This is a genomic window from Corallococcus sp. CA049B (assembly GCF_003611685.1).
Classification (GTDB): domain Bacteria; phylum Myxococcota; class Myxococcia; order Myxococcales; family Myxococcaceae; genus Corallococcus; species Corallococcus coralloides.
In genome coordinates this window covers 1-25,456 of record NZ_RAWC01000036.1, presented here as the reverse complement: position 1 = coordinate 25,456, position 25,456 = coordinate 1, and the positions used below count along the sequence as shown (strand labels likewise).

Here is a 25,456-nt window from a genome sequence, read left to right as displayed (position 1 = left end):
GCTCAGAAGGTCCGGTTGAACAGCAGGCGCGCCTCGGGCTCGAGCCGGGCTTTTTCGTCGATGCGCCAGGCGGCTTCGAAGCGCACGGAGTCACCGAAGTGGAGGCTGCCGCCCAGGCCCAGCTGCGCGTCCGACCACGCGCCTGCGGCATGCACCGAGCCCAGGTCCGCGAAGACGCCCAGGCCGTGCCAGCGGTACTCGGCGCTCGCGAGCACCGAGCTGTCGCCTCCTCGGAACTCCTTGAAGCCGAAGCCTCGCAGCGCGGTCCAGCCTCCCAGCGCCTCCTGCTTCTGGAGCGGCAGGTCGTGGCCCGTCGCGGCCCGCAGGCGCAGGCTCAGGCCCGTGTGCCACTTCATGGGCAGGTCCATGGCGACGTCGCCCACCAGCTTCCAGAAGCGTGCATCCGCGCCGTCCGCCCCCGGGCCTTCGCCCACCTCCAACGTCACGAAGCCGCGCAGCGTGGGCTCGCGCTTCCAGCTCTCGTGACGCTCGAAGAGGGACGTCTCCGGCGTGCGGAAGAGGGAGCCCACGCGCGTGCCTCGCTCCGCGGCAGCGCTGTACTCCAGCCGCACCACCGCTGAACGGAAGCGCCCCTCGTTCACCGGCGCGTTCGGGAACGGCGGGTCGTCGTTCCGGAAGAGGCTGAGCGGCGGCGTGAAGGACTGGAGCGAGCTCGCCGTGTCACCGCGCACCTCCACGCCCGCGAGCCACGACTCCGCCCAGCGCCAGGTGGCGAAGGCCGTGAAGCCCTGACGGCGGAAGTAGTCCCGGTCCGGCCGGTTGATGAGGAACGAGTAGAAGTACGAGTCGAAGTCCCCCAGCCGCCAGCGGTCCAGCGTGTCGATGAAGTCATGCACCTGCGCGCCGAGCTCCTCGATGCCCAGCGCGGGCAGCTGCACCTTGGCGCCGCCCAGCAGGTTGACGTGGCGCTGACTGCTGGTGCCTTCCGGATCGCCCGGGATGCGCTGACCGCCCAGCCGCAGGGGGATGAAGAAGCCTCCCTCCAGTGTCGTGTGCACGCGGTCCCGCGAGTCGAAGAAGCGCAGGCTCGCCTTGAGCCCCGGAGCGAAGCCCGTCACCTGCGTGTGCACGGGCAGCAGGTCCACATCCAGGTCCGGAGGACGCGGGCGCACGTGCACGATCAGCCGCTTGCCCTCCAGCGTGAGGCCGTCGCTCCCGGTGTCGCCGTCTCCGTCGAACAGCGGATCCCAGCCCAGCTCGAACTCCACGCGCTCGTGGCGCCGCGACTTGCGGCGGGGCTCCTCCCTCGTGACGTAGTACCGCGTGCCTTCGGCCTCGCGCTCTTCGACGATGCGCACGCTCGCGCGTTCGTCCTGGAGGTCCTCGCTGTCCACCGCTCGCAGGAAGGGCAGCCGCGACTCCATGCGCTCCATGGCACGGCGCGCATCACTCCGGAGGAAGACATCACCGGGCTCCAGGCTCAGGGCTTTACGCACGCGCGTGGCCATCGCGTCGTCCACGCCCCGCACCTCCACGGACTCCAGCCGGCCTTCGTCCACCGTCACGACCAGCCGGCCTTCGGGGGACAGCGTGGCGGACACCGTCGCGAGCAGGTAGCCGTCGTCCTCGCGGAGGGTTTGGAGGACCCGGCCGAGCGCGGCGTCCACGCCTCCCAGCATGATGCCGGGGCGGAACGCTCCGGCTTCCCTTCGCGCCAGCCACGGGCGCGGCGGACGCGGCGCGGGGCAGGGGCTGACGACCCGCAGGCTCCCGTGGCGCTTGTGGACGCGCAGCGTGGTGACCTCGTCCTCCTCCTCCTCCTCGTCCTCGTCGGAGGCGAGGGAGGACAGCTCGAACAGCGCTCCCCACAGTTCGTCGGGCCGGAGGTCCTGGAGGCCTTCGAACTCCACCGACGTGAGCGTGGGGTTCTCCTGCAACGTCACCTCGAGCAGGGCCGGCCCCTGGTCACTGACGCGAACGCGGGGCTCCACGCGAGCGAAGAGGCCGGTGCGTGCCAGGCGATGCAGCAGGGACTGCACCTGCGTGGCCGTCAGGGGACGCGAGGCCTCCGCGGGAGGCACCCCTACGAGCTTGCGGACCTGCGGATCCGTGAGCCGCTGGAGCCCGCGAAACTCCAGGCCCGTGGGGGTGAGTCCCCGGCCGTCGACCTCGACCTGCATGGCCCCGAGCACCGTGGAGTCCGAGAGGTCGCTGTCGTCCTCGTTGAAGCCCTCCGGGCACGTCGCTTCCCTGGAGTCCTCCGAGGCGGCTTCCGCTTCCGGGGGTGCGGTGGACGGGGAGAGGGCCACGGACGTGTCGGAGGTACCGGCATCCGGTGCGGGTTGGCCCAGGGCCGTGAGCGAGATGAAGCAGAGCGCCAGTGCGAGACGGTTCATGGAAGGCGGCAGGAGCATGCGCCGTTCCAGGCGGGGCCTCGCGGCAAGTGCCCGGAACGACGGAGGGCGAGCAGACGGGCGGATGTCATGGACACATCCGGATGTGTCGGGCGGTTGTGGCCGTGACATCGCGCGGCTCACGAGGTGACGGGCAGGCCCAGGGCCTTGATGCGCCGGTAGAGGTTGCCGCGGTCCACCTGGAGGATGCGGGCGGCCCCGGCGATGCTTTCGCCCTCGCGGAGCGCGGCGCGGATGAGGTCCCGCTCGAAGTCCTCCACGTGCTCGCGGTAGCTCTTGTCTCCCAGCGTCCTGCGCGGCGTGGGCGCGGCGCCTGTTGGAGCCGCCACCGCGTCCGGTCCCAGCTCCAGCGGACCGTCGCCCCGGAGCAGGTTCAGCCGTTCGATGACGTTGCGCAGCTCGCGCACGTTGCCGGGCCACGGGTAGGCGCGCAGTGCGGCCTCCGCTCCCGGCGCGAGCATGAGCGGCGTCTTGGGACCCGCGAGCTCCGCGGCGAAGACGCGCGCGAGGGGCAGCAGGTCCTCGGGGCGCTCACGCAGCGGCGGCAGGTGCAGCGGCAGCACGTTGAGCCGGAAGAAGAGGTCCTGCCGGAAGCGGCCTTCCTTCACCGCGCGGCCCAGGTCCTGGTGCGTGGCCGCGAGGATGCGCACGTCCACCGGCACCGGCAGCGTGCCGCCCAGCCGCTCCACCTGACGCGTCTCCAGGACTCGCAGCAGCTTGGCCTGGAGCTCCAGCGGCATGTCTCCCAGCTCGTCCAGGAACAGCGTGCCGCCCTGGGCCTGTTCGAAGCGGCCCGCGCGCCGCGCCACCGCGCCGGAGAAGGCGCCCCGCTCGTGGCCGAAGAGTTCGCTCTCCAGCAGCGTGGAGGGGATGGCCGCGCAGTTGACCGCCACCAGCCGGCCCTTGCGCCCGGAGGCCTTGTGCAGCGCCTGCGCCACGCGCTCCTTGCCGGTGCCTGTCTCGCCGGTGATCAGCACCGCCGTGTCGCTGGGGCCCACGCGCGCGATGAGCTGACGCAGGGACTCCATGGCGGGGCTCTCGCCCACCAGGTTCCCCGGCTGGGCCAGCGCGTCCAGCAGGCGTTCGCGCTCCTCGCGCAGCGCGCCCAGGGCCAGCGCGTTGTGCAGCGCCGTGAGGAGCCGCTCGGGGGACGGAGGCTTCTCCACGAAGTCCGTGGCCCCCAGCTTCAGGGCCTGCACCGCTTCGGAAGGGGAGGCCTCGCCGGACAGGACCACCACGGGGACGGGCAGTGGCTTGGGCAGACGCGCCAGCAGCTCCAGCCCTGTCTCGCCCGGCATGCGCAGGTCCAGCAGCATCAGCGCGGGTGGCGCGTCCGGCGCTTCGAGCAGACGCGCGGCCTCCGCCGTGGAGCGGGCCTCCACGGGGGTGAAGCCTCCGTCCTGGAGCAATCCACGCACGGCCCTGAGGACGCCGGGGTCGTCGTCGACGATGAGGATGCGGGCTCCGGTCTTCATGCGGTCACCTGGGAAGCGTCGGAGGGCAGCACCACCTGGGCCCGGGTGCCTCCCTGGGCGCCGGGTTCCAACCTCAAGGTGCCGCCGTGCTCGTGGGCGATCTTCTGCGCGATGGGCAGGCCCAGCCCGCTGCCGCCGGGCTTGGTGCTGAACAGGCCTCGGGTGAGGACAGGGCCCTCCAGCACGCTCGGGACGCCGCTGCCTCCATCGCTCACGGTGACGTACACGCGGCCGTCCGCTGCTTCGTGTAACGCGACGTGGACGGGTGGGGCGTCCGGTGGAGAGGCTTCAGTGGCGTTCTTCACCAGGTTGCCGAAGAGGCGGCGCAGTCCGTCCGGGTCCGCGCGCAGCGACACCTCCTCGCCAGGGTCCAGCACCACGGGGACTGGCGAAGTGCCCTCGTACAGCGCGCACACCTCCGCGAGCAGCGGACGCAGCGAGACGTCCTGGAAGCGGGGGGCCGGCAGGCGCGCGAAGGTGGAGAAGCTCTGGGTCATGCGCATGAGCAGGTCCACCTCCTCCTGGAGGAGCGCCACCGCCTCGGCGAGGCGCGTCGGGTCTGGCAGGGTGCCGGCATCCTGCGGAGACAGACGCGCGAGCGACAGCCTCATTGCGGTCAGGGGGTTCTTCAGCTCGTGGGCGAGCGCCCGCGCCACGTCCTGCCACGCGGCGATCTGCTGGGCGGCCTTGAGGTGCTCGCGCTGGTCCAGCAGCTCCTGGCCCATGCGGTTGAACTGGCCCAGGAGGAACTGGAGCTCGTCGCGAGCGGGCTCGGGGACGGGGAGGCGGACGGACAGGTCGCCTCGGGAGTAGGCCCGCATGCCTTCCAGGAGCGTGGCCATGGGGCGCGTGAGGACGCGGCCCAGGAGCACGGCGGATACGGCCAGCACGACTGCGGCGATGACGCCCACCCCGGCGATGAAGATGGGCACGCGGCGAACCAGGGCCCGCCGCGCCAGCTCCGCCTGCGCCAGGTTCAACCGGGCCTCGTCGAGCGCATCTGGCGGCAGCCCGCGGCGGCCCAGCTCATCGGAGACGTTGTCGAGCACGGCCTCCACGGGCGCGATGGAGATGGAGAGCACGCGCTCCAGTACGCCCTGTGCGAGGGCGCCCAGCAACGCCAGGGGGATGAGGCCCGCGAGCAGCATCACCGCCAGCAGTCGCCGGCGGAAGCGGAGCGGAGGTGGGGGAGGGCCCATGGATGGCGCGCGGCTCATGGCGAGCTGTTCATATCGCGGGGCATGCATCGATTGCGCGGATGGGGGCTCCCCAAGGGATGCTGGAGATCCCCATGCGCCAGAAGCCGCTCGCGTTGGCTGTCGTCTTCCTGATGGGCCTGCTGGTGGCCCGTCCCGCTCAGGCCCGTGACTCGCTCCGCGAGCGCATCGACGCGTTCGTGCGCGCGGAGCAGAAGCGGCTGGGCGTGCTGGGGCTCGCGGTGGGGGTGGTGAGCCACGGCAAGGTGGTGCTGGCGAAGGGATACGGCTTCGCGAACCTGGAGCATCAGGTCCCAGTGGGGACGGACACGCTCTTCCAGTCGGGTTCCGTGGGGAAGATGTTCACGGCGGCGGCGCTGATGCTCCAGGTGGAGGCGGGGCGCGTGTCGCTGTCCGACAGCGTGACGAAGTACTTCCCGGACGCGCCCGCGACGTGGAAGCCCATCACGGTGCGCCACCTGCTGACGCACACGTCTGGCATCAAGGACCTGGAGGGGCTGCTCGACGAGCGCAAGGACTACACGGAGCAGGAGTTCGCGGAGTTCATCTACAAGCTGCCGCTGGAGTTCCCGGTGGGGCTGCGGTGGAGCTACAGCAACTCTGGCTACGTGCTGCTGGGCATCCTGGTGAACCGCGTCGCGGGCATGACGTATCAGGAGGTCCTGGCGCGCCAGGTCTTCAAGCCCGCGGGCATGAAGACAGCGCGAGGCATCAGCGAGGCGGACGTCATCCCGAACCGCGCGGCGGGTTACGAGCTGGTGGGTGGCGTGGTGAAGAACCAGCAGTGGGTGTCGCAGTCGTTGAACACGACGGGGGACGGCGCGCTCTACTTCTCGCTGAAGGACATGCTGGCCTGGGAGGAGGCGGTGGCGAAGCGGGCCCTCCTGACGCAGGACAGCTGGCGGGAGGTGGTGTCACCGGTGAAGCTGAACAGCGGGGCCACGCATCCGTACGGATTCGGGTGGGAGGTGTTGGAGCGCAACGGCCAGCCGCTGCACCAGCACACGGGAGCGTGGCAGGGGTTCCGCACGGCCTACTCACGCTTCCTGGGAGACGAGCTGTCCATCGTGGTGCTGGCGAACCTGGACCGCTCGAACCCGATGCTGTTCGTGGAGGGCATCGCGGCCATCGTGAATCCGGCGCTCGCGGTGCCGCCCCTGGCGCCCATTCCGGACACGGAGCCGCAAGTCACTGCATTTCTCACGGAGCTGCTGGAGAAGACGCGCCAGGGCGCCTGGGAACGGTCCATGTTCGCCTACGTGCCGGACAGGTACTTCGAGGAGGCCGGTCCACACTTCAAGTCCCTGTTGCAGGGGCTGGGGCCCGCGGGCCCGCTGGTCCTGGCGAAGCGTGAGACGCGAGGCGACGACCGCATCTACACGTACCTGGTGCGGTTCGGCGCCGCGACGTGGCGGTACCGCGTGGGGCTGACCACGGACGACCGGGTGACCCTGTTCACCCTCCAGGCGAACTGAAGCTGTGGGGTAGGCTCGGCGGGACAGCGCGTCTTGACGAGGCGCGGTGGAGGTTCCAGTGCTGAAGCCGCATCACGTGCTGCTCTGCGTCTCGCTCCTTCAGGACGGAGGAGTGGAGGGCTCGCGGACTGGCACTGCCGTTGTGGAAGGCATCCAGTGGCCCGATGACCTTCAGCCCCTGGCGACTCTGGACGGGCCCGCGGTCATTGCCGCGCACGCTGCGTTGCAGCGGGTCCTTTCCCGCTATCCCAAGGAGTACGCCAAGAGCTGCACCTATTCGGCGAAGGGGATGGAGGTCATCGTGGGTGAAGAGCGAGGGATCTACTTCGTCCGCATCAACCCACGGCCCGACAAGTGCGGATGGGCACCCGGCACCGTGCTCGGATTCGACGTGTTCGAACTGTACGCCGTCTCACCCGAGGGAAAGGTGCTGGCGCGGTACCCCTCCATGCCCTGAATGTGTGAATCAGGGCTGGTAGGGGTATCGCGTGATGGCTCCATCTGGAGAGATTGCGTACAGCTCGAACCAGTCCGTTTCGAGGCCCGTGACACCTGGACCGAAGCCGGGACACCTGTCCACGCGGCGGTTGACGCGAGCGAAGTACCAGCCCGCCTCCTGACCGATGACGACTTCGAGGGCCTGGGCGGAAAAGGCGCACTGGCCCGTGGACTCCTTCGGAAATTGCTTCAGCGCTTCTTCCAGGGCTGCATGCGCGGCCTGGATGGCGGGCCCTTCCAGCGTGGCGAGTGGCGTCAGGTCTTGCTTGGGCCAGGGGATCGTTGCTTCAGAGCCGGTCGCGGATGCTCCCGCGTCTGGAAGTGCCTCCTGCGCTTGCGCCGCCGCAGGACTTGGATCCGGCCGCCTGTTGCACAGAGGCGTCCCAAGGAGTCCTGTCTCCAGGAACAACGATGCAATCAACATGGAGTGCGGAGCCTTCAACATGTTGCACCTGGATGGCTCATGGGCCTCTAAGGGTTGAGCGCCGCTGAGCAGTTGGGGGGAATGCCTTCAGGCCTGAGCATGCTGGGGGGACTTGGCTCGCAGCGTGCCTGGAAGTCCCAACGCTTCCTATCGACATCCCACCGGAAGACATCGCCTTTCTGGTTCCACCTGTAGAACCGGGGCGCATCACGATGCCCGGTGGCAAGCCACCCCCAGGCTGGAATCACCTGTCCCTGCTCGTCACGCGCGAGCCGTCCATCCGGCGTCGTGCCATAGGCGACCATCACCCATGCACCTTCCGACTTGGCCATGGGCCAGGTGCGCAGGTCCTGATTGCTCAGGCCAGAGGCGCATGGATGATTGTGCGCATAGCCAAAGACCGGAAGGTTCCTACCGAGGTCCGCGTCGTTGACACCTCCAAAGGGCGGCATGCAGGAGTCGCTCGACTTCAATGTGTTGCGCACGGGCCAGGAAACGCGCCAGTCAGAAGGGGTCCGGTAGATGGCCACGCAGTATTCGGACGCCTCCGGGCGTGGTCGCCCGCTGTTCGAGTCACATGCGTCCACGGCGCCGGGAAGCTCCAACAAAGCCTGGAGCGTGGGAATCACCAGGTCGTCGGGAACAAGAGAGCTGCGCGTCAGCACAGCGGGAACCTCCGGCCAGGGGCCGGGCGCGATGCTCAGTCCATCAATGCCATCCTGCTTCGGAATTTCCGACGCCAGATAGAACCGCCGTGTACCTGACGCCGCGCACGCGATGCCCAGGCACGCGATGCCAGGCCAGAGGAACTGTCGCCGGAGGAAACCCATCCGGCGCCAGCCTACTCAGAACTGCAGGTACACGTACGGCCGGGTCTCCAGCGTGGACAGCTGGCGGATTCCCAGGCCCAGGAGCACCAGGACCACGGCTCTCGCGGGGGCGGGCATCTTGAGGAACACGAGCGCCGCGGTGTCATAGAGCTTCATCGGCACCGCGTGCGCGAGGACCGCGATGGCCAGCATGCTCCACACCAGCGGGCCCACGTTCGCCAGGCCCGGGATTCCCGCCAGCATCCGTGCGTAGAACTCACCCGCGTGCGCCATGTCCGGCGCCCGGAACACCACGCGCGTCAACACCACCAGCGTGAACGTGGCCAGCATCCCGAACGCCACGCGCACCGGGCCCGGCTCCTGCTGCTTGCCCTTGAACCACCACCAGCACCGCACCCCGCACAACGCCACGCCGTGCACCGCGCCCCAGACCGCGAAGCGCCAGTCCGCCCCGTGCCACAGGCCTCCCAGCACCATCACCATCATCAGGTTGAAGCACACGCGCGGCTTCGACCGCCGGTTGCCGCCCAGCGGGATGTACAGGTAGTCCCGCAGCCAGGACGACAGGCTCATGTGCCAGCGGTTCCAGAACTCGAACAGGTTCTTCGCCAGGTACGGCCGCGCGAAGTTCTCCGGGAACTTGAAGCCGAACAGCGACGCCACCCCAATCGCGATGTCCGAGTACCCCGAGAAGTCGTAGTACAGCTCCAGCGTGTACGCGACCGCCGCCACCGCGCACTCCGCCGACGAGTACGCGTGCGGACTGCCGAACACCGGATCCACGATGCCGCTGCCCAGCACGTCCGCGATGACCAGCTTCTTCACCAGCCCCACGGCAATGCGGAACAACGCCTTGTTCCCGTCATCCGAAGACAGCGTGGGCACTTCCCGGAAGTGCGCCATCAGCTCCGACGCGCGGACAATCGGCCCGCTCAACACCCGCGGGAAGAACAGCATGTAGAGCAGGTGCTCCGCGAACGAGTGCTCGGAGCTCGCCTTCCCCCGGTACACGTCCACCGTGTAGCTGATGGCCTGGAACACGAAGAACGACAAGCCCACCGGCAACAACAGATGGAACGGCTCCGGCCGCACCTCCACGCCCCACGGCCCCAGGAGCGACGACACCGTCCGGCGCAGCAGCTCCAGGTACTTGAAGCCCGCCAGCAGCCCCAGGTTGGAGACGATGGACAGCACCACCAGCGCCTTGCGCAGCCCCGGCCGCTCCGTGGCCCCCATCCCCTTCACCAGCAGGTGATCCACCGTCACCCCGGCCAGGAAGATGAACAGCGGCACCAGCTTCACCACCAGCTCGCCGGGCGGCATGCTGCCCACGAACGCGCTCAGGGGCACCCCGAGGAACGACACGTAGACCAGCAGGCTGGCCGCCAGCAGCAACAGCATCCGCGGCCAGTAATGCCGGTGCACCGCCCAGTAGAGCGCGAACACCGTGATGACGAAGACGACGTACTGGAGGCTGTGGGACAGCACGGCTCAGGGCGCTCCCGCGGCGGAGGCCGTCGGCTCGCCGCCCTTCTTCGTGGACTCGTACGCCGCCATCAGGTCCTTCACGAACGCGTTCGCCAGCACCGCGTATCCCTGCGGCGTCAGGTGCACGCCGTCCGCGTGGCCCAGCGGCTCCGGCTGCCGCTGCCAGCGCTGCATGGAGCGCTCACCCCCCATCGCCGCGCGCGCGGACCAGTACGCGCAGCCCGCGTCCTTCGCCACCTGCGGCAGCGTGTTCAACACCTTCGCCAGCGACGGCGCCTCGTCCCACCGGCCGTTCGCGTCCTTCTGCAGCCGGTCCGTGGGGCCGATGACCAAACACTCCGCGTTCGTCGCCTTGCGCATCCGCGCGATCAACGCCGCGTAGTCCTGGCGCAGCCCGTTCGCGTCCAGCCCCGGCAGCTCCGCCTCGTTGGTGCCGTACCAGAACACCAGCAGGTCCGGACGGCGCGCGGTCAGCTGCGCGTCCATCGCCGGCGCATCCATGTCCCGCGCCGTGAAGGCCGTGGCGCCGGGCAACCCCAGCGCGTCGTACACCAGCCCCGGCACGTCGTACTCCAGTGACGCGCCCAGCACCGTCGCGCTCCCGCTACCCTCCGGCACCTTCACCTGGACCGAGTGCGCCACGCCCGTCACCGGGAACGAACGGATGCGCACCGTGGGCTGCGTCAGCGGCTCCGGCGGCGGTGCTTCCGGCGGAATCTCCTCGCCGTCCACCGTGATTTCAGGCGCCGCGGCCCCCGGCGCGTCCAGCGCGTACAGGTCCAGCCGGCCCTGGCGGTTCTTGTCCTCCGCGCAGCCCTCGCAGAAGGAGATGCCCAGGCTCGCGCCGGGCGCGCCCACCGCGCGGATGCCGGTGAGCCCCCAGATGCTTCCGGAGACGCCTCCAGGCGTGCTCTTCGCGTCCTCCACCGTCCACGCACCGTCGAGCGTGCGCGCCACGCGCGCCGCCTCCAGCCGGGACGACGGCTTGCCCGCCGCGATGAAGCCCCGGCCCGCGTCACCGAAGCGCTTCGTCAGCGCGTCGCGGACCTTGTCGGAGAAGTAATGCGCCGCCGTGTGCGACGCGCCCAGCTGCGCGATGCCCACGCGCAGCTTCGCGCCGGACTCCCGGCGGGCCAGGGACTCGAACGTGCGGCGCAGCGCCGGGGTCGCGTCCCGCAGGCCGGTCGTGTCCGTGCCCGGCACGCGCGGCGGATGCGTGCGCGCGAAGGTCCGCTGCAACGCCAGGTCGAACAGGTGGCCCAGCAGATTGGAGCCGCGCACGCGCGGGTGCACCAGGTCCTCCAGCATCAGGCCGGACTCCAGCCACTTGAGCGCGGAGCCCTCGCCGCCCATCGCCGCCAGCGTGTCGTAGAAGGCGCAGCCTCCCGCGCGCGCCTCCTCGCGGAACACCTCCGCCACCTCCGCCGAGTGCCGGCGGGTGATGACCTCGCCGCTCAGCGTGCGCACGCCCGCGTCGATGGGCGACATGACGAGGCACGCCGCGTCCGGCACCGCCGTGCGCACGCGCGACACCAGCTCCTTTATCTGCGAGCGGACCTCCTCCAGCGTGGTGCGCTCGCGCGAGAGGAAGAACGCCTCGTTGCCGCCCACCATCAACACCACCAGCGACGGCTTGCGGTGCTTGAGCTGCGCGCGGAACGCCTGGGGCTGCGCGCGCAGGTACACCTCCGCCATGCCGCCCAGCAGGCCCACCGTGTCGTAGACGACGCCCGGCGTGCCCGACTCCACCGACACGCCGTGCAGCTCCGTCTTGCCGCTCGCGGTGAGCGTCAGCGTCCTGGCGCCCTCGGGAAGCTTGAGCCGGGCGAAGGCCGCCTCCGCCTTGGAGCCAAAGGCGCGCGTCTGGATGCGCTGCGTATTCTTTCCGTCCACCGCCACCTGCACGGCGCCGTTGGCGGGCTGGGCCAGGAAGAACAGCTCCGCCTGGCGCGCGCCCTCCACGGAGTAGCGCGTGGACTGCGCGGGGCCGCTCGTGGAGAAGGCCACGCCCGTCCAGCCCACGCGGTCCTTGGGCCAGTGCGTGTCCACCAGCCGCTCCATCTTCCAGCCGTCCGTGCTCGCGGTGCCCGCGCGCGTGGCGCGGCCGGCGCTCGCCAGCCGGTGGATGTAGAGGAACCCAGGACCGCCCGAACCGAAGCGCTCCTGGAGCCGGTCGCGCACCACGTCCGTGACGTAGTCGGAGGCAATGAGCGAATCGCCCAGGTGCACGACCCGCACCGGCGTGCGCCGCGTGTCCGCGCGCAAATCTCCCAGCGCCTTCAGGAACGGCGCCAGGCCGTCCTCTTCACACGTCCCGTCCGCGCGCGTCTTGCGGCAGTTGAGCTCGATGTCCACGTGCTTCGCGCCCATGCGCTCGCGCAGCGCCTCCAGCTCCCGCGCGGTCGCCAGCGTGGGGGCGCTCAGCTCCTCCAGGCCGATGCCGGGTACGGCCGGGGCTTCCCCCACCTGCGGGCCCGCCTTCGGATCCGTGTCATTGGCGGCGGTGTCCGCCTCCGCGACCGCGGTGGGTGGGGCGTCCGGGACCATCGTGTCCGAGGGCGGGCGCGGGGCCTTCACGCCGCGCAGGGACGCGGGCAGTGCGATCGCCGCCAGCTTGGGCCCGAGCGAACCTTCCTGACGGAGGCTGGGGAGGGGGCGGTACTTCTCCGGCAATGGCGCCAGGGACAACCCCACCGCCAGCAGCACGGTGAAGGCCAGCGTCCATCCGGTGGATGTGGGCTTGAGGCTCAACGCCGGGGCATGAGACTGGCTTTTCGGGGGCGGGTCAAAACTCTGCCCACATTGTCGCGCCCCATCCCTCGGAGGGCAGGCGGCCGGGCCCCCTTCCTCCGCTGGCGCGACGCGCGTCCAACAGCGCCACGTCCGGAACTCATTGAAGACGTGCGAGGCCCTTCCCATCGTCGGGCCGGATGGGAGACGGTGAAGCATGGGACAGAACTCAGACTCCTCGAAGACGCCGACCGTGGTGCTGACGAACCCGAAGGGGTTGTTCGACCCGGCGCCCTATGGCTTCTCACACGTGGCGCAGGTTGCGCCCGGCACCCGGCTGGTCTTCCTGGCGGGGCAAGGGGGCGAGCGTGAGACGGGCGCGCTCGAGCCCGACTTCCGCCTCCAGGTGAGGCAGGCGTTCATGAACGTTCGGACGGCCCTCGAGTCCGTGGGGGCGGGCGTCGGTGACGTCGCCAAGCTCACGATGCTCGTGGTGGACCACACGGAGGAGAAGCTGCGCATCATCGGCCCCGAACTGGACGCGGCCTGGAGCGGCGGCATGAAGCCGACCTGCACGCTGATTCCCGTCCCCCGGCTGGCACTGGACGCGATGCTCTTCGAGGTGGAGGCCATCGCGGTCCTGCCAGCCTGAGCGGCGAGCAGCCCCCTTCCCACGCTGGCGCGAAGCGCTATGGTGCGCCGCCGTGCGCGCCAGGCCATGGGCCGGCGTGCCCCTAGGAGCTCGCACCCGCATATGGCCCTCTACCCCGTCATCATGGCCGGAGGCTCCGGCACCCGCTTCTGGCCGCTGTCCCGCCAGGCCCGTCCGAAGCAGTTCCTCCCGCTGGCCTCCAAGCAGCCGCTGCTCACCGACACCGCCCAGCGCCTCAAGGGCCTCGCGCCGGTGAAGAACACCTTCATCGTGTGCGGCCCCGTGCACGCGAAGACGGCCGCGAAGCTGGTGAAGGGGCTGCCCAAGGGCAACCTCCTGGTGGAGCCCGTGGCGCGCAACACCGCGCCCGCCATCGCGCTCGCCGCGCTCCAGGTGGCCGCGCGCGACCCCAAGGGCGTGCTCGCGGTGCTGCCGTCGGATCACCACGTGGGTGACGTGAAGGGCTTCCAGCGCACGCTCGCGGAGGCGGCGCGCATCGCGGAGGGCGGCCACATCGTCACGCTGGGCATCAAGCCCGCGCGCCCGGAGACGGGCTACGGCTACATCCAGGTCGGTGCCGCGCTGGACGGCGGCGGCCGCCGCGTGAAGGCGTTCAAGGAGAAGCCCGACCTCAAGACGGCGCAGGAGTACCTGGCCAGCGGCGACTACCTGTGGAACGGCGGCATCTTCGTCTTCCGCGCGGACGTGATGCTGGAGGCCTTCCAGAAGCACATGCCGGAGATGCAGAAGGGCCTGGACGCGCTCCAGAAGGCCGCGGGCAAGCGCACCTTCCCGGCCGTGCTCAAGCGCGTGTTCCCCAAGCTGCCCTCCATCTCCATTGACTACGGCGTGATGGAGAAGGCGGAGAACATCGCGGTGCTGGACGGCGACTTCGGCTGGTCCGACGTGGGCTCCTTCGCCGCCATCCCGGAAGTGCGCCCCGCGGACGCGCAGGGCAACGTCGTCTCCGGCGACGCGGTGCTGGTGGACTGCACCAACTGCGTGGTGCTGTCCGACAAGCGCACGCTGTCCGTCGTGGGCATGCACGACGTGGTGGTGGTGGACTCCGGTGACGCCGTGCTCGTGGTCCCCAAGGACAAGAGCCAGGACGTCCGGAAGGTCGTCGAGGCCCTCAAGGCCAGGAAGCGCACCCGGCTGCTGTAGGCCTTGAGGCGACTTCGCCTCCTGTTTCACCCCACACATTTCTTCCCGGGGCTCCCTGTCGTTTCTACAGGGGGCCCTGGTTCGTTTTGCGGGGTTTGCTGGCACTCGCGGGTGTTGGAGTGTCGCGGTCCAGACGAAGGCGGGCCCCGGGCACGAGGCGCGCGGGTTGCAAGTCCATGCCGGGTCCGCCCCATTTCCGGGGCGACAGGCGGGGATGGCGATGGGCTGCAAGCGCTGCGTGGGCGAACACCGGGATGGGGAGGCGTGCTCCGTCGCTGCCCGGCCTCCGGTGTCGGGGGATTCGCTGGAGGGTCAGCGGCACGGGCCGTTGCTGCTGAAGCGCCGGCTGGAGGTGGGGGCGGTGGCGTCGGTGTACCTGGCGGAGTACGTGCCCACGGGGCACCGCTTCTGCGTGAAGGTGCTGCACGCGGACCTGGCGGCCCGCCCCGCCGTGCGCGCTCGCTTCATCGCGGAGGCGCTGGCGCAGCGCAACGTCGTGCACCGCCACGTGGCGCGCGTGCTGGACGTGCGCCCCGGTCCGCAAGGGTTGCCCTGCGTGCTGCAGGAGGCGCCGGAGGGCGAGTCGCTGAGCGCGATGCCCCTGCCGCTGTCGCCGGCCGAGGTGGGCGAGGTGTTGGAGCAGGCGCTCGCGGGGCTGGAGGCGGCGCACGCGCGGGGGCTGGTGCACGGGGACCTCACGCTGGATTCGATGTTCGTCACGCGCGACGCGAAGGGCGAGCGGCGCGTGCGGGTGCGCGACTTCGGCGCGGGCGCGGTGCGGGAGGCGGCGCTGTCGCAGGAGGAGCGCGCGCAGGGCGTGACGGTGGGTTCGCCCACGTTCATGGCGCCCGAGCAGTGCGTGGGGATGAACCGGAGCCCTCGCGCGGATGTGCATGCGATGGGCGTGGCGGGCTACCTGCTGGTGACGGGCCGGCTGCCGTTCGGCTTGGGGCGCTCCGCGCAGGTGACGCTGTTCCCGCCGCACGCCATCAACGCGAGCGTGCCGCCCGCGCTGTCCACCGTGCTGATGCGCGCGCTGGCCGCGAAGCCGGAGGAGCGGTTCGACAGCGCGTGGGCCTTCCGCGTCGCGCTCGCGGAGGCGCTGGGCCTGAAGGCGCCGGTGCGCAACGCGTCCGCGGATGTGCCCGAGGATGTGTCCGACGTGGAGGGGGGCGCCACGGCGAAGGAGGCTGCCGGGGAGCACGACGCGGCGGACGACTTCGACATCGTGGAGGACGTGCCCGAATGGGGCATGGCCGCCACGTCCGTGGAGGATGCGGCGTTGCGCGCGGCGGACGGCGCCCGCTCCGGTGCGGGGGCCATGCGCGCGGAGGTGGCCGCGTTCTGGGCCTCCGCCGTGGCGCTGCTGGGGGACGCCGAGCCCCTGGACGTCGCGGCGCGGGCCGCGGTGAACCCCACGTCCACGCTGGGCGCCGCGGCCATCCCGTTCATGACGCTGGCGCCCTCGCTGGAGCCCGTGTCCATTCCGTCGCCTCCGCCCATTCCGCTGGTGGACGTCGTCCATGACGCCGCGCCCATTCCGCTGGTGAACCCCGTGCCGCCGCTGGAGGCCTCCGCGCCCCGCACGGACGCGCCCGCGGACCTGCGCGTGCGCCTGGGCCTCACGCCGGGCGAGGTCCTCCAGCCCGTCTGCGTGAGCGACGTCGCCCCCGAAGGCCTCTTCGCCGAGTGCCAGGGCTCCCTGCCCCCGCTCGCCGCGCGGCTGACGGTGGAGGTGTCCTTCCGGGGCGAGACGGCCCTGGGCGCCTGCGACGTGGTCCGCCACGTCACCTTCGACGAGGCGCGCACCTGGAACGTGCCCGCGGGCGTCTTCGTCCACTTCTCCGACGAGTTCCCCGCGCTGGGCCGGCTGCTCTCCCGCGCCCTCATGGAGGACGCGGAGCCCGCGCCCGACGCGGAGCTTGCCCGCATGCTGTCCCGCGCGGAGGCCGTCGCCCGGGACCCCTACACGCTGCTGGGCGCGAAGCACGACGCCGACTTCGGCGACATCCACCGCCGCGCCCAGGCCGCCCTGCGCCGCCTGGTCGCCTTCCAGCACCGCCCGCTGCCCACCGGCCAGCGCCAGTCCCTGGACGCCCTGCGCGTGCGCGTGCTGGCCGCGCAGCGGATGCTCGGCGATCCGCTCTCCCGCGTGGGCTACGACGCCACCCGGGGCAACCTGGGGGGCCTGGCCCGCTGCGTGGCCGCGGGCGTCCCGGAGCCCACCATGGAGGCCCTGCGCAGCGCCTTCCTGGCCGCCCGGCCGGAGGTGGAGAAGAAGGCCCGCGCCCTCTTCACCCAGGGGCATGCGTTGGAGGTCCAACGGGCCGTCCCGGCCGCGCTGGAGCGCTACGCGGAGGCCCTCAAGCTGGACCCGCTGAACACGTCCTGGCTGAAGCACTACCAAGCGCTGCTGCGGCGGGTGCCAGTGGGGTCCGGCGCCGGAGCCGGGGCCCAGGCCCCCGGGGCCATGGCCTGATGGGGGCCATCAGCCCCTGCCAGGGGTAGGTTCCGCCCTCCCTGGAGGGGCCGGGCGTTCAACAGTCAGCCGGGCCCGTTCGGGCGTGTGCAGCCCCCGGGCCCGCTCGTGTAGTGTCCGACGCCTTCCGTTACGCCCTCCCGGTTCCTGTCGAGGGTGGGGACACTGCCATGAACGCGCACATCTTCCGCGAGTACGACATCCGAGGTCTGGTGGACAAGGACCTCACCATCGAGGTGGTGGAGCTCCTGGGCCTGGGCCTGGGCACCATGATCCGCCGCAAGGGCGGCACCTCCATCGTGGTGGGCCGCGACTGCCGCGAGTCCTCCACGCGCTTCCGCGACGCGCTCGCGAAGGGCCTCACCGCCACCGGCCTGGACGTCTACGACGTGGGCGTGGTGCCGACGCCGCTGACCTATTTCGCGGCGAACACGCTGCCCGTGGACGGCCTGGCGATGATCACCGGCAGCCACAACCCGAAGGAGTTCAACGGCTTCAAGATTGGCGCGGGCAAGACGACCTTCCACGGCCCCGAAATCAAGGAGCTGCGCCGCCTCATCGAGGCGAAGGACTTCGCGACCTCCAGCAAGCCCGGCAAGGTCACGCCCTACGACATCATCACGCCCTACAACCACTTCATCCGCCAGACGGTGAAGGTGGGCCGCAAGGGGATGAAGATCGTCATCGACGCTGGCAACGGCACGGGCGGCGCCATCGCGGTGCCCCTGTTCGAGAGCATGGGCTTCGACGTGGTGCCCCTGTTCTGCGAGATGGACGCGGACTTCCCCAACCACCACCCGGACCCCACGGTGGTGGAGAACCTCCAGGACCTCATCAAGAAGGTGAAGGAGGTCAAGGCGGAGGTGGGCATCGCCTACGACGGCGACAGCGACCGCATCGGCGTCATCGACGACCAGGGCAACGTGCTCTGGGGTGACCAGCTGATGGTGCTCTTCAGCCGCTACGTGCTGAAGGAGTCCCCGGGCGCGGCCATCATCGGCGAGGTGAAGTGCAGCTACACGATGTACGACGACATCGCGAAGCACGGCGGCAAGCCCATCATGTGGAAGGCGGGCCACTCGCTCATCAAGTCGAAGATGAAGGAGGAGCACGCGGAGCTGGCCGGTGAGATGAGCGGCCACATCTTCTTCAAGCACCGCTACTTCGGCTTCGACGACGCGGTGTACGCGTCCGCGCGCCTGCTGGAGATCCTGACGCACGAGAAGCAGTCCATGTCGCAGCTGCTCTCCGACGTGCCGAAGACCTTCGCCAGCCCCGAGCTGCGCTTCGACACGACGGAGGAGAAGAAGTTCGCCATGGTGAAGCGCGCCACGGAAATCCTCCGCGACGCGGGCCACAAGGTGGTGGACGTGGACGGCGTGCGCGTGACGTTCGAGGACGGCTGGGGCCTCATCCGCGCGTCGAACACGCAGCCCATCCTGGTGCTGCGCTACGAGGCCAGCACGGAGGCCCGCGTGAAGGAGATCCAGGCGCTCATCGAGAAGACGGTCGCGCAGGCGCAGAAGGAAGTCGGCGCCTGAGCCGCTGACGCTCCACGCGAAGCACACGCACGCACGTAGGGGAGGGAGCTGGACATGCCGACGCTGGGAATCGACCTGGGCGGGACGTTCGCCCGGGCCGCTGTGGTGGACGGGAAGGGTGAAATCCTCGCGAGCGCCAAGGTCGCGGTGCAGGACCGCAAGCCGCAGGGCGTGGTGGAGACCATCGCCCAGGCGGCGGAAGATGCGGTGAAGCAGTCCGGCGTGAAGGTGGACGGCTGCGGCGTGGGCGCGGCGGGGCAGATCCACAAGGACACGGGCGTCATCTCCGTGGCGCCCAACCTGGGCTGGCGCGACGTGCCCCTGGCCGCGATGTTGACGAAGCGGCTGGGCTTCGACGTGAAGGTGGTGAACGACCTGTCCGCGGCGGCGTGGGGCGAGCTGCACGCGGGCGCGGGTCGCGGCGCCCAGGACATCCTGGTGGTGTTCGTGGGCTCCGGCGTGGGCAGCGCCATCATCGCGGACGGGCGGCTGGTGCAGGGCGGCGGCGGCGTGGCGGCCGAGCTGGGCCACATCAAGGTGGTGCCCGGCGGCCGGCTGTGCGGCTGCGGTGAGCACGGCTGCCTGGAGGCGTACGCGGGCGGCCACAACCTCATCGCGCAGACGAAGGAGCTCCTGGCGTCCGGCAGCTCGCGAGTGCTGGAGACGCTGACCCACGACGACCCGGACACCATCACCCCGGTGACGCTGGAGACGGCGGCGGAGGCGGGGGACGCGAAGGCCAGGGAGCTCCACACCCGCGCGGCGCAGTTCCTGGCGCTCGCGGTGGCCAACTACGTGACGGTGCTCAACCCGTCGCGGCTGGTGCTGGGCGGAGGCGTGCTGACGCACTGCCCGGGCATCAAGCGGCAGGTGCTGGACGGCGTGCAGCAGTGGTCGTCCCGCGTGTCGCGCGAGGGCCTGCTCATCGCCGACGCCGAGCTGGGCGACGACAGCGGCATCATCGGCGCGGCGCTGCTGGTGAAGTGAAGCAGCCGGCGCGGGGAGGAAGCGCCCCGCGCCCGCTCCAGTCACGGAGCAGGTGGCGCCGCGATGACCAGCCTGGCGATGCGCCCCTCCTCACCCACCGCCCAGGCCGTGTCCTGCTTGCGCGGCGGCGTGGACACGGCGTGGAAGCCGGTGGGGTCCAGTGGCTCCCACGTCCTGCCCGCGTCCTTCGACACGTCCGAACCCGTGGGGCCCACGGTGACAAGCGACATCTTCCGCTCGCGCGTGAGCGGGGCCACGCAGGAGCGGTAGCCCCCAGGCGCCTTCTCCGGCACGGTCCACTTACGCTTGCCCGCGTCCAGCGTGAGCGCCGCGTTGCCGGTGGCCACCTCCGGCTGCTTGTAGTTGCCGCCCACCGCGACGCCCGCCATGGGGCTCCAGAAGTAGAGCGAGAACACGCCCGCGCCTTCCCCCGTGGCCAGCGGCGTGGGCGCGATGCCCCACGTCTTGCCCCGGTCCGCCGAGTGCAGCACGCGCGCGATGGAGCCCCCCAGCCCGAACCAGACGTGGGACCTGCCGTACACCGCGATGCTCGTGCCGCTGGCCGCGAAGCCCGCTTCCCCCTCGAGCGCGGCCGGCAGGGCCCCTTGCGGCACGGGCTTCCACGTCGCGCCGCCATCCTCCGTGGTGATGACGACGAAGTGCTTGTCCACCGGGTCGCTGAACGCGATGCCGTGCTGTTCGTCCCAGAAGGCCATGCCGTTGAAGAAGGCCCCGGGCACGGTGTTGGTGAACTGGAGCGTCCAGTGCGCGCCGCCGTCCGTCGTCTTGTAGATGCGCGACTTGTCACCCGCGCCAATGGACAGCACGTAGGCGGTGCGGTCGCTGAACGCATCCACGTCGCGGAAGTCCAACACCTCCGCATCCGGCACGGGCGCCCGCGTCCACGTCTTGCCGCCATCCGTGGTGCGCACGACGGTGCCCTTGTCGCCGCTGGCCCACGCGACGCGGTCGTCCACCGCGCTCACGCCGCGCAGCCGCACCGTCGTCCCGCTCGCCTGCGGCTCCCACTTCAGGTCCGCGCTCCCCAGGGCCAGCCACGTCGCCAGCCACACCGCTCCCATCGTCATGTCCCGGTGCCTCCCGCGTGTTCGTTCGCGATGGCGGGACGCTAGCCGAGAAGGGGCCCTGTCAGCGCCGCCGCTCGGCGGTGCTCGCGGCGTCGGGCAGAGACGTGTCCTCGGGGACGAAGGCGATGCGGCACCTGTCCAGGTCGGGGCCGCAGGCGCGGTCCAGGTCGCCGCGCGTGTCGCAGCCCGGGCGCTCCTCGCAGGTGTCCGGCAGGAAGGCCCAGACGAACTGGAGCACGTTGCCGCCCCGGCCCTCCGGCAGCGCGGCGAGGAGGTCCTGCTTCCGCTCCTCGAACAGGTGCGCCAGGCGCACGGTCTTGTCCTCCAGCTTCACGTTCCGCGCGTCCCCGACATACCGGCGGCTGGCGTCGTTGAGCTGGGCGTCCAGGAACTCCGGCTGATAGGGCGCGCCGTCCAGTTGGGGCCCGCCGCGCGTCCCCCGGAAGAGGGCGAAGTGCACGCGCGGGTCGGCGTACTCGCCCAGGAGGATGCGCTGCTCCAGGGCGTACAGCGTCAGCCGCTCGCCGCCCACCGGCCACGTGCGGCCCCAGTAGAAGCGGCCGAACCAGGATGACGTCACGCCCTCCGGGTAGCGCTCCACGAGCTGCAGGAGCACCAGCGCGTTGTACGCGTTGATCCAGTACGCCATCCTGTCCTGGGACGACGGGAAGAGCTCCGGCCGCCGGTGCGGCGACACCGCCGCGAGCGACGCGACGAAGCGCTCCAGCGCCGCGCGGTCGCGCCTCAGGCCCTCGAAGTCCAGGTCCCCGCTGGGGCGCACGTGGTTCAGCGCCTGCGCGTAGTCCGTGTAGCCGAAGGGCCCGGCCGCCGGGGGCACCGGCGCCGGCAGTGCGCCGCGCACGTACAGCCACGCTCCCGCGGCGAGCGCCATCAGCACGGCCATGGTTCCTACAGCGAACCAGCGCACACGGCGGCGGGGAGGGGCGGGGGCTTTCACGGCCGGGCAGTCTATGCCACCCACCTGGGTCCGCCGCGACAGACCGCTATACTGCGCGCGCCATGGAGCCTACCCCCGACGTCGTCAGGCATTTCCATCCGGTGCTCCCCTCCCGCCAGCTCCGCCGCCAGCCCGTCCGCGTGGAGCTGGCGGGCCACGCCTACGCGCTCTTCCGGGACGCCTCCGGCAAGGCCGCGGCGCTGTCGGACGCGTGTCCGCACCGCTTCGCGCCGCTGTCGAAGGGCACCGTGACGAAGGAGGGGCTGCTCCAGTGCCCGTACCATGGCTGGCGCTTCGACGCGCGAGGCCACGGCATCAACCCCAGCCAGCCGGAGCTGCGCCACTGCGAGGCGAAGAGCTTCCAGGTGGTGGAGCGCCACGGCTACCTCTGGCTCGCGCACGCGGACACGCCCGAGTCCGCGATGCCGGAGCTCTCCGGCGGGGACTACGTCTTCGGCGGGACGTTCTCCACGCTGTTCCAGGCGCCGCTGCACGTGGCGCTCGACAACTTCAGCGAGGACGAGCACACGCCCTTCGTCCATACCCGGCTGGGGTGGAGCGGCGCGCAGGCGGGCGAGGTGCAGTTCGAGGCGCACAACCACGAGGACCACACGGAGGTGCACTACCAGGCCCCGCAGCGGCCCGCGCCCATCATGCGCCTGCTCGCGGTGGGCAAGGGGGACGTCTTCCGCAATGACTGGGTGACGCGCTTCGACCCGGTGCGCAGCGTCTACACCGTCAGCTGGGTCCAGCCCTCGGGAGCGCCGCGCCCCTTCATCACGCAGGCGCACATCTTCTTCGTGCCGGAGACGGCGCGCACCACGCGCCTGCACGTCTTCTCCTTCCTGCGCACGACGGTGCCCGCGCTCCGGCCCCTGCTGCCCGCGGCGGCGAAGGCCGCGCTGGGCCTGACCTGGTGGGAGGTGCGCGACGACGCGCGCTTCATCCCCACCGTGGCGGACACGCCCTACAGCCACAAGGGCATGCGGCTGGACAAGTACGACAAGCCGCTCGTGCACCAGCGCAAGCTCATGGAGCGCATCTACTACGCGCACGCGGCGCACGAGGTGCACGAGCCTGGACCGACGGTGCCCCAGGTCCGCGACGCCACCGGCACCTGAGGGCCGGTGGGACACGCGGGCGCTCAGTGCATCGGCGCGGGCTCTTCGTAGGTGGGCACCGTCTCTCCGGTGCGGGCCTCGTAGGCGTTGCAGCCGCTGTCGCCGGAGACCACGAGCGCGAACTGCTTGAGCTCCGGCTGGTTGCAGCTCTGCGTCGCGTCGTCGCTCGGCTCGTCGCTGTTGCCCGCGAAGAACCGACAGTTCTTGCAGTTGCCCCAGGATGCATCCGCCATGGTTCCCTCCTCGTGGAAACGGGTCCTACAGGGGAGGGTGGGGCCGGTGCCGGCCCCCCACAACGAAGCACCTGCTTCCCGCCCGGGAGGGCAGGGGACCCGGCGCCCTGGGACGGGCGCCGGGAATTCCACGTCACCCCGCGCCTACTGCTGGGGCGCGGGCTGCGGCTGGGCCGGCTGCTCCTGGACGGGCTGGGACTTCGGCGCGCCCGCTCCGGGCTCCGCGCCCAGGGCGGCCGCTTCCTTCTTCACCGAACCGGACTCGAAGGAGCCCAGCGAGTTGAGCAGGCGCAGCGCGGCGAGCGACGCCTGGAGGCGCTCGGACACGAAGCCCACTTCCGCGTTGGTGAGCGCGGTGTTGGCGTCCGCGACCTCCAGGTAGGTGGCGACGCCCGCCTTGAAGCTCACGTCCGTCAGGCGGTTGGACTCGCGCGCCAGCTCCAGGGCCTCCTCGGCCTTGGAGCGGTTGGCCAGCGCGTTCTCCAGGTCCAGCTTGGAGCGCCGCACCTCTTCCTTCACGCGGGCCTGGGCCAGCGCCTGGGTGACGGTGGCCTCGCGCACGCGCGACGACGCCTCGGAGAGGTTCGCCTCACGCAGGCCGCCGTCGAACAGCGTCCAGCTGGCGCCGAAGGTGATGGCCCAGGTCTCGTTCTGGCCGGTGAAGCCCGCCGCGTTCGCGATGCGGTAGGCGCCCGTCACGCCCAGCGTGGGCAGGTAGCTCAGGATGACGCCCGTCTTGTTGATGCGGCTGAGCTTCAGGCCCACTTCCGCGGCCTGCACGTCCGAGCGCTCCTGGATGGCCTGGTTGACCAGGTCCTCCGGCGACGCCTGCGCGGGCACCGTCGGCTCCGGCGGCGGGGCCAGGTCGAACTCCGGCTCGCGCTGGATGAGCGTGCCCAGCGCCAGCTTCAGGCCCGCGAGCGCGTTCTTCGCGCGCACCAGGTCCTGCTCCGCGCGCGAGCGGTCCAGCTGGGCGCGCAAGAGCGCCACGCGCGTCACCGTGCCCGCGTCGAACCGGGCCTGGGTGTCCTTCTCCCGCGCCTGGTTCAGCTCCAGGAGCCGCTCCTGGGCGCGCAGCGCTTCCTGCTGCGCCGCGGCGCCGTAGTACGCCTGCGCCACGCCGAAGAGCACCTGCCGGCGCGCCGTCTGCGTGTTGAGCTCCGCCAGCTGCACGGACTTGTAGGAGGCCGCGATGCCCGCCCACAGCTGCGGCGCGATGATGGCCTGCCGCGCCTCCAGCTGCGCGCCCTGCTGGATGAGCGGCTGGATGGTGATGTCCACCGGCGCGATGGGGCCCGCGGGGATGATGGCCGCCACGTTGTTGCGCGTGATGGACGCCCCGGCGGTGATGGTGGGCAGATAGCCCGACCAGGCCTTGCGCGTCGCGAGCGACGCCTGCTCGAAGCGCTCCTGGGCGACCTTCAAATCGAGGTTCTGCTGGCGGGCGGACTCCAGTGCCTCATCCAGCGTCAGTACGGGCGCCGCGGCCAGGGTGGCCGACAGGGACAGCGCCAGAAAGGTACTCATACCGCTCGACCTCCTCACCGACCCGCGGGAGCGCGAGGCGGATCCGTCCGATGGACGACTGCGTTGCGTCCTCTACCCGACCTTGGCGCGGCGTTGAAGTAATCCGCACTGTCGGATGTTGGAATATGCGGAATGTAGTAGCGGTCAATGGTTGATGATGTCAATTGTTTATGTGTGTCCGATGAATTAACGTAACTTCACTATGAACGGCTTCAGCGACAGTCCTGGCGAGCAGGTGATGCGCCGGCCGGCGGCCACCACCGGCCAGGCCGAGGGCGAGAGTGGACTTCCCGAGCAGGCGTGGGCGCTCCTGTACGAGTTGCTGCACACCCACATGCGCAACTTTCCGGCGCTGGCGGCGGAGTTCGACCTGTCTCCCGTGCAGGCGCACGTGCTCAGGCAGCTGGGCGAGGGCGCGCTCGCGATGAGCACGCTCGCCCACTACCTGTCGTGTGATGCGTCCAACGTGACGGGGCTGGTGGACCGGCTGGAGGCGCGCGGGCTGGTGGAGCGCAAGAGCAGCGAGCATGACCGCCGCGTGAAGATGCTGGTGCTGACGGAGGCCGGCGCGGAGCTGCGCGGCCGGCTGATGGCGCGGCTGAGCTCGCCGCCGCCCCTCATCGCCGCGATGCCGGACGAGGACCTGACCGCGCTGCGCGACATCATGCGCCGCGCGCTCAAGACGCAGTAGGGCTGAGGCGCGTTCAGTCCAGCAGGAAGGTGTACGAGTACTTCATCTCCGTGGCCACCGCTTCGCCGCCCTTGATGGCGGGCTTGAAGCGGAAGCGGCGGATGGCGTCGCGCGCGGCCTCATTCAGGCCGTAGCCGGGCCCGGAGATGACCTTCACGTTGCTCACCTTGCCCTCCGCGTCGATGGCGATGGACAGCGTGACGGTGCCCTCGATGCCCGCGCGGCGCGCCTCGTCCGGGTAGGGAATCTTCACCTCGGACGCGACGGACGGCTCCGAGTCCACCTGGTACACCGGCACGTACTTGGGCGCGGAGTAGCCCTTCACGTCCTGGGGCGCCTTCGCGGGGCCGTTGGCCTTGCCGTAGGCGGTGTTGCCCACGGGCGCGGCGAAGGAGCCCGCGCTGGTGGTGGACGACATGGTCATGCCCACCACCAACGGCGGCGGCTTGGCGGACGGCGGCGGCGGCGTGTCGTTGGGCGGCGGCGGGGCCTCCGTCGGGGGC

The 25,456-nt window shown here is 70.8% G+C and carries 20 protein-coding genes; 9 read left to right on the top strand and 11 right to left on the bottom strand.

Annotated features, from left to right (window positions below; all coding sequences use genetic code 11):
* Nucleotides 1–2 precede the first annotated feature (2 nt).
* From D7W82_RS11325 to D7W82_RS11315, 3 genes are all read right to left on the bottom strand, one after another.
* A complete protein-coding gene (locus D7W82_RS11325) occupies nt 3–2,357 on the bottom strand; it encodes a hypothetical protein (RefSeq protein WP_120618387.1) in 2,355 nt (784 codons plus the stop codon).
* A gap of 137 nt (nt 2,358–2,494) precedes the next feature.
* Entirely contained in the window at nt 2,495–3,850 is a 1,356-nt protein-coding gene (locus tag D7W82_RS11320; RefSeq protein ID WP_120618356.1) for a sigma-54 dependent transcriptional regulator, read from the bottom strand.
* On the bottom strand, nt 3,847–5,067 hold the full coding sequence (locus tag D7W82_RS11315; protein WP_233587421.1) for an ATP-binding protein: 1,221 nt from the start codon (nt 5,065–5,067) through the stop codon (nt 3,847–3,849). The genes D7W82_RS11320 and D7W82_RS11315 overlap by 4 nt, the downstream gene beginning before the upstream one ends.
* Nucleotides 5,068–5,141: 74 nt before the next feature.
* On the opposite strand from D7W82_RS11315, the gene D7W82_RS11310 reads away from it, so the two are divergent.
* Both D7W82_RS11310 and D7W82_RS11305 read left to right on the top strand, forming a co-directional pair.
* Entirely contained in the window at nt 5,142–6,542 is a 1,401-nt protein-coding gene (locus D7W82_RS11310; protein WP_120618385.1) for a serine hydrolase, read from the top strand.
* A gap of 58 nt (nt 6,543–6,600) precedes the next feature.
* Nucleotides 6,601–6,999: a hypothetical protein gene (locus D7W82_RS11305; RefSeq protein WP_233587420.1), complete on the top strand. Its 399-nt coding sequence runs from the start codon at nt 6,601–6,603 to the stop codon at nt 6,997–6,999.
* A 512-nt stretch (nt 7,000–7,511) separates the two neighbouring features.
* Here D7W82_RS11305 and D7W82_RS11295 read toward each other — a convergent pair.
* From D7W82_RS11295 to D7W82_RS11285, 3 genes are read right to left on the bottom strand one after another with little or no spacing between them, the layout of a single operon-like run.
* Nucleotides 7,512–8,294 (bottom strand): hypothetical protein, encoded by a 783-nt coding sequence (locus tag D7W82_RS11295; protein WP_120618355.1) that lies wholly within the window; start codon nt 8,292–8,294, stop codon nt 7,512–7,514.
* Nucleotides 8,295–8,309: 15 nt separating this feature from the next.
* A complete protein-coding gene (locus tag D7W82_RS11290) occupies nt 8,310–9,782 on the bottom strand; it encodes an MBOAT family protein (RefSeq protein ID WP_120618354.1) in 1,473 nt (490 codons plus the stop codon).
* Between the two features lie 3 nt (nt 9,783–9,785).
* Nucleotides 9,786–12,533, bottom strand: coding sequence for a GDSL-type esterase/lipase family protein (locus tag D7W82_RS11285; RefSeq protein WP_120618353.1), 2,748 nt, complete (start codon nt 12,531–12,533; stop codon nt 9,786–9,788).
* Nucleotides 12,534–12,729: 196 nt separating this feature from the next.
* Here D7W82_RS11285 and D7W82_RS11280 point away from each other — a divergent pair, with 196 nt between their 5' ends.
* The 5 genes from D7W82_RS11280 (at nt 12,730) to D7W82_RS11260 (ending at nt 19,335) form a co-directional block, all read left to right on the top strand.
* The gene (locus D7W82_RS11280; protein WP_120618352.1) at nt 12,730–13,164 is read left to right on the top strand and encodes a RidA family protein; all 435 of its coding nucleotides are present in this window, start codon (nt 12,730–12,732) and stop codon (nt 13,162–13,164) included.
* A 102-nt stretch (nt 13,165–13,266) separates the two neighbouring features.
* On the top strand, nt 13,267–14,328 hold the full coding sequence (locus D7W82_RS11275; RefSeq protein WP_120618351.1) for a mannose-1-phosphate guanylyltransferase: 1,062 nt from the start codon (nt 13,267–13,269) through the stop codon (nt 14,326–14,328).
* 214 nt (nt 14,329–14,542) lie between these two features.
* Nucleotides 14,543–16,807, top strand: a complete 2,265-nt coding sequence (locus tag D7W82_RS41460; RefSeq protein WP_233587419.1) for a serine/threonine-protein kinase — start codon at nt 14,543–14,545, stop codon at nt 16,805–16,807.
* A 170-nt stretch (nt 16,808–16,977) separates the two neighbouring features.
* Complete coding sequence (locus D7W82_RS11265) at nt 16,978–18,348, top strand: phosphomannomutase/phosphoglucomutase (RefSeq protein ID WP_120618350.1); 1,371 nt, start codon at nt 16,978–16,980, stop codon at nt 18,346–18,348.
* Between the two features lie 54 nt (nt 18,349–18,402).
* Nucleotides 18,403–19,335, top strand: coding sequence for an ROK family protein (locus tag D7W82_RS11260; protein WP_120618349.1), 933 nt, complete (start codon nt 18,403–18,405; stop codon nt 19,333–19,335).
* 41 nt (nt 19,336–19,376) lie between these two features.
* Here D7W82_RS11260 and D7W82_RS11255 read toward each other — a convergent pair whose 3' ends face one another.
* Together D7W82_RS11255 and D7W82_RS11250 are read right to left on the bottom strand one after the other, a co-directional pair.
* Nucleotides 19,377–20,423 (bottom strand): oxidoreductase, encoded by a 1,047-nt coding sequence (locus D7W82_RS11255; RefSeq protein WP_120618348.1) that lies wholly within the window; start codon nt 20,421–20,423, stop codon nt 19,377–19,379.
* Between the two features lie 61 nt (nt 20,424–20,484).
* A complete protein-coding gene (locus D7W82_RS11250; RefSeq protein ID WP_120618347.1) occupies nt 20,485–21,327 on the bottom strand; it encodes a DUF547 domain-containing protein in 843 nt (280 codons plus the stop codon).
* Nucleotides 21,328–21,482: 155 nt separating this feature from the next.
* On the opposite strand from D7W82_RS11250, the gene D7W82_RS11245 reads away from it, so the two are divergent.
* Nucleotides 21,483–22,502 (top strand): Rieske 2Fe-2S domain-containing protein, encoded by a 1,020-nt coding sequence (locus D7W82_RS11245; RefSeq protein ID WP_233587418.1) that lies wholly within the window; start codon nt 21,483–21,485, stop codon nt 22,500–22,502.
* A 23-nt stretch (nt 22,503–22,525) separates the two neighbouring features.
* Here the strand turns inward: D7W82_RS11245 and D7W82_RS11240 are convergent, their stop codons facing one another.
* Together D7W82_RS11240 and D7W82_RS11235 are read right to left on the bottom strand one after the other, a co-directional pair.
* A complete protein-coding gene (locus D7W82_RS11240) occupies nt 22,526–22,735 on the bottom strand; it encodes a hypothetical protein (RefSeq protein WP_120618345.1) in 210 nt (69 codons plus the stop codon).
* A 144-nt stretch (nt 22,736–22,879) separates the two neighbouring features.
* Nucleotides 22,880–24,262, bottom strand: a complete 1,383-nt coding sequence (locus D7W82_RS11235; protein WP_120618344.1) for a TolC family protein — start codon at nt 24,260–24,262, stop codon at nt 22,880–22,882.
* 202 nt (nt 24,263–24,464) lie between these two features.
* Between D7W82_RS11235 and D7W82_RS11230 the strand changes: the two genes are divergently transcribed.
* Complete coding sequence (locus D7W82_RS11230; RefSeq protein ID WP_120618343.1) at nt 24,465–24,953, top strand: MarR family winged helix-turn-helix transcriptional regulator; 489 nt, start codon at nt 24,465–24,467, stop codon at nt 24,951–24,953.
* A 13-nt stretch (nt 24,954–24,966) separates the two neighbouring features.
* Here D7W82_RS11230 and D7W82_RS11225 read toward each other — a convergent pair.
* A partial coding sequence (locus tag D7W82_RS11225) for an energy transducer TonB (protein ID WP_147439296.1) occupies nt 24,967–25,456 on the bottom strand: 490 nt, incomplete at its 5' end.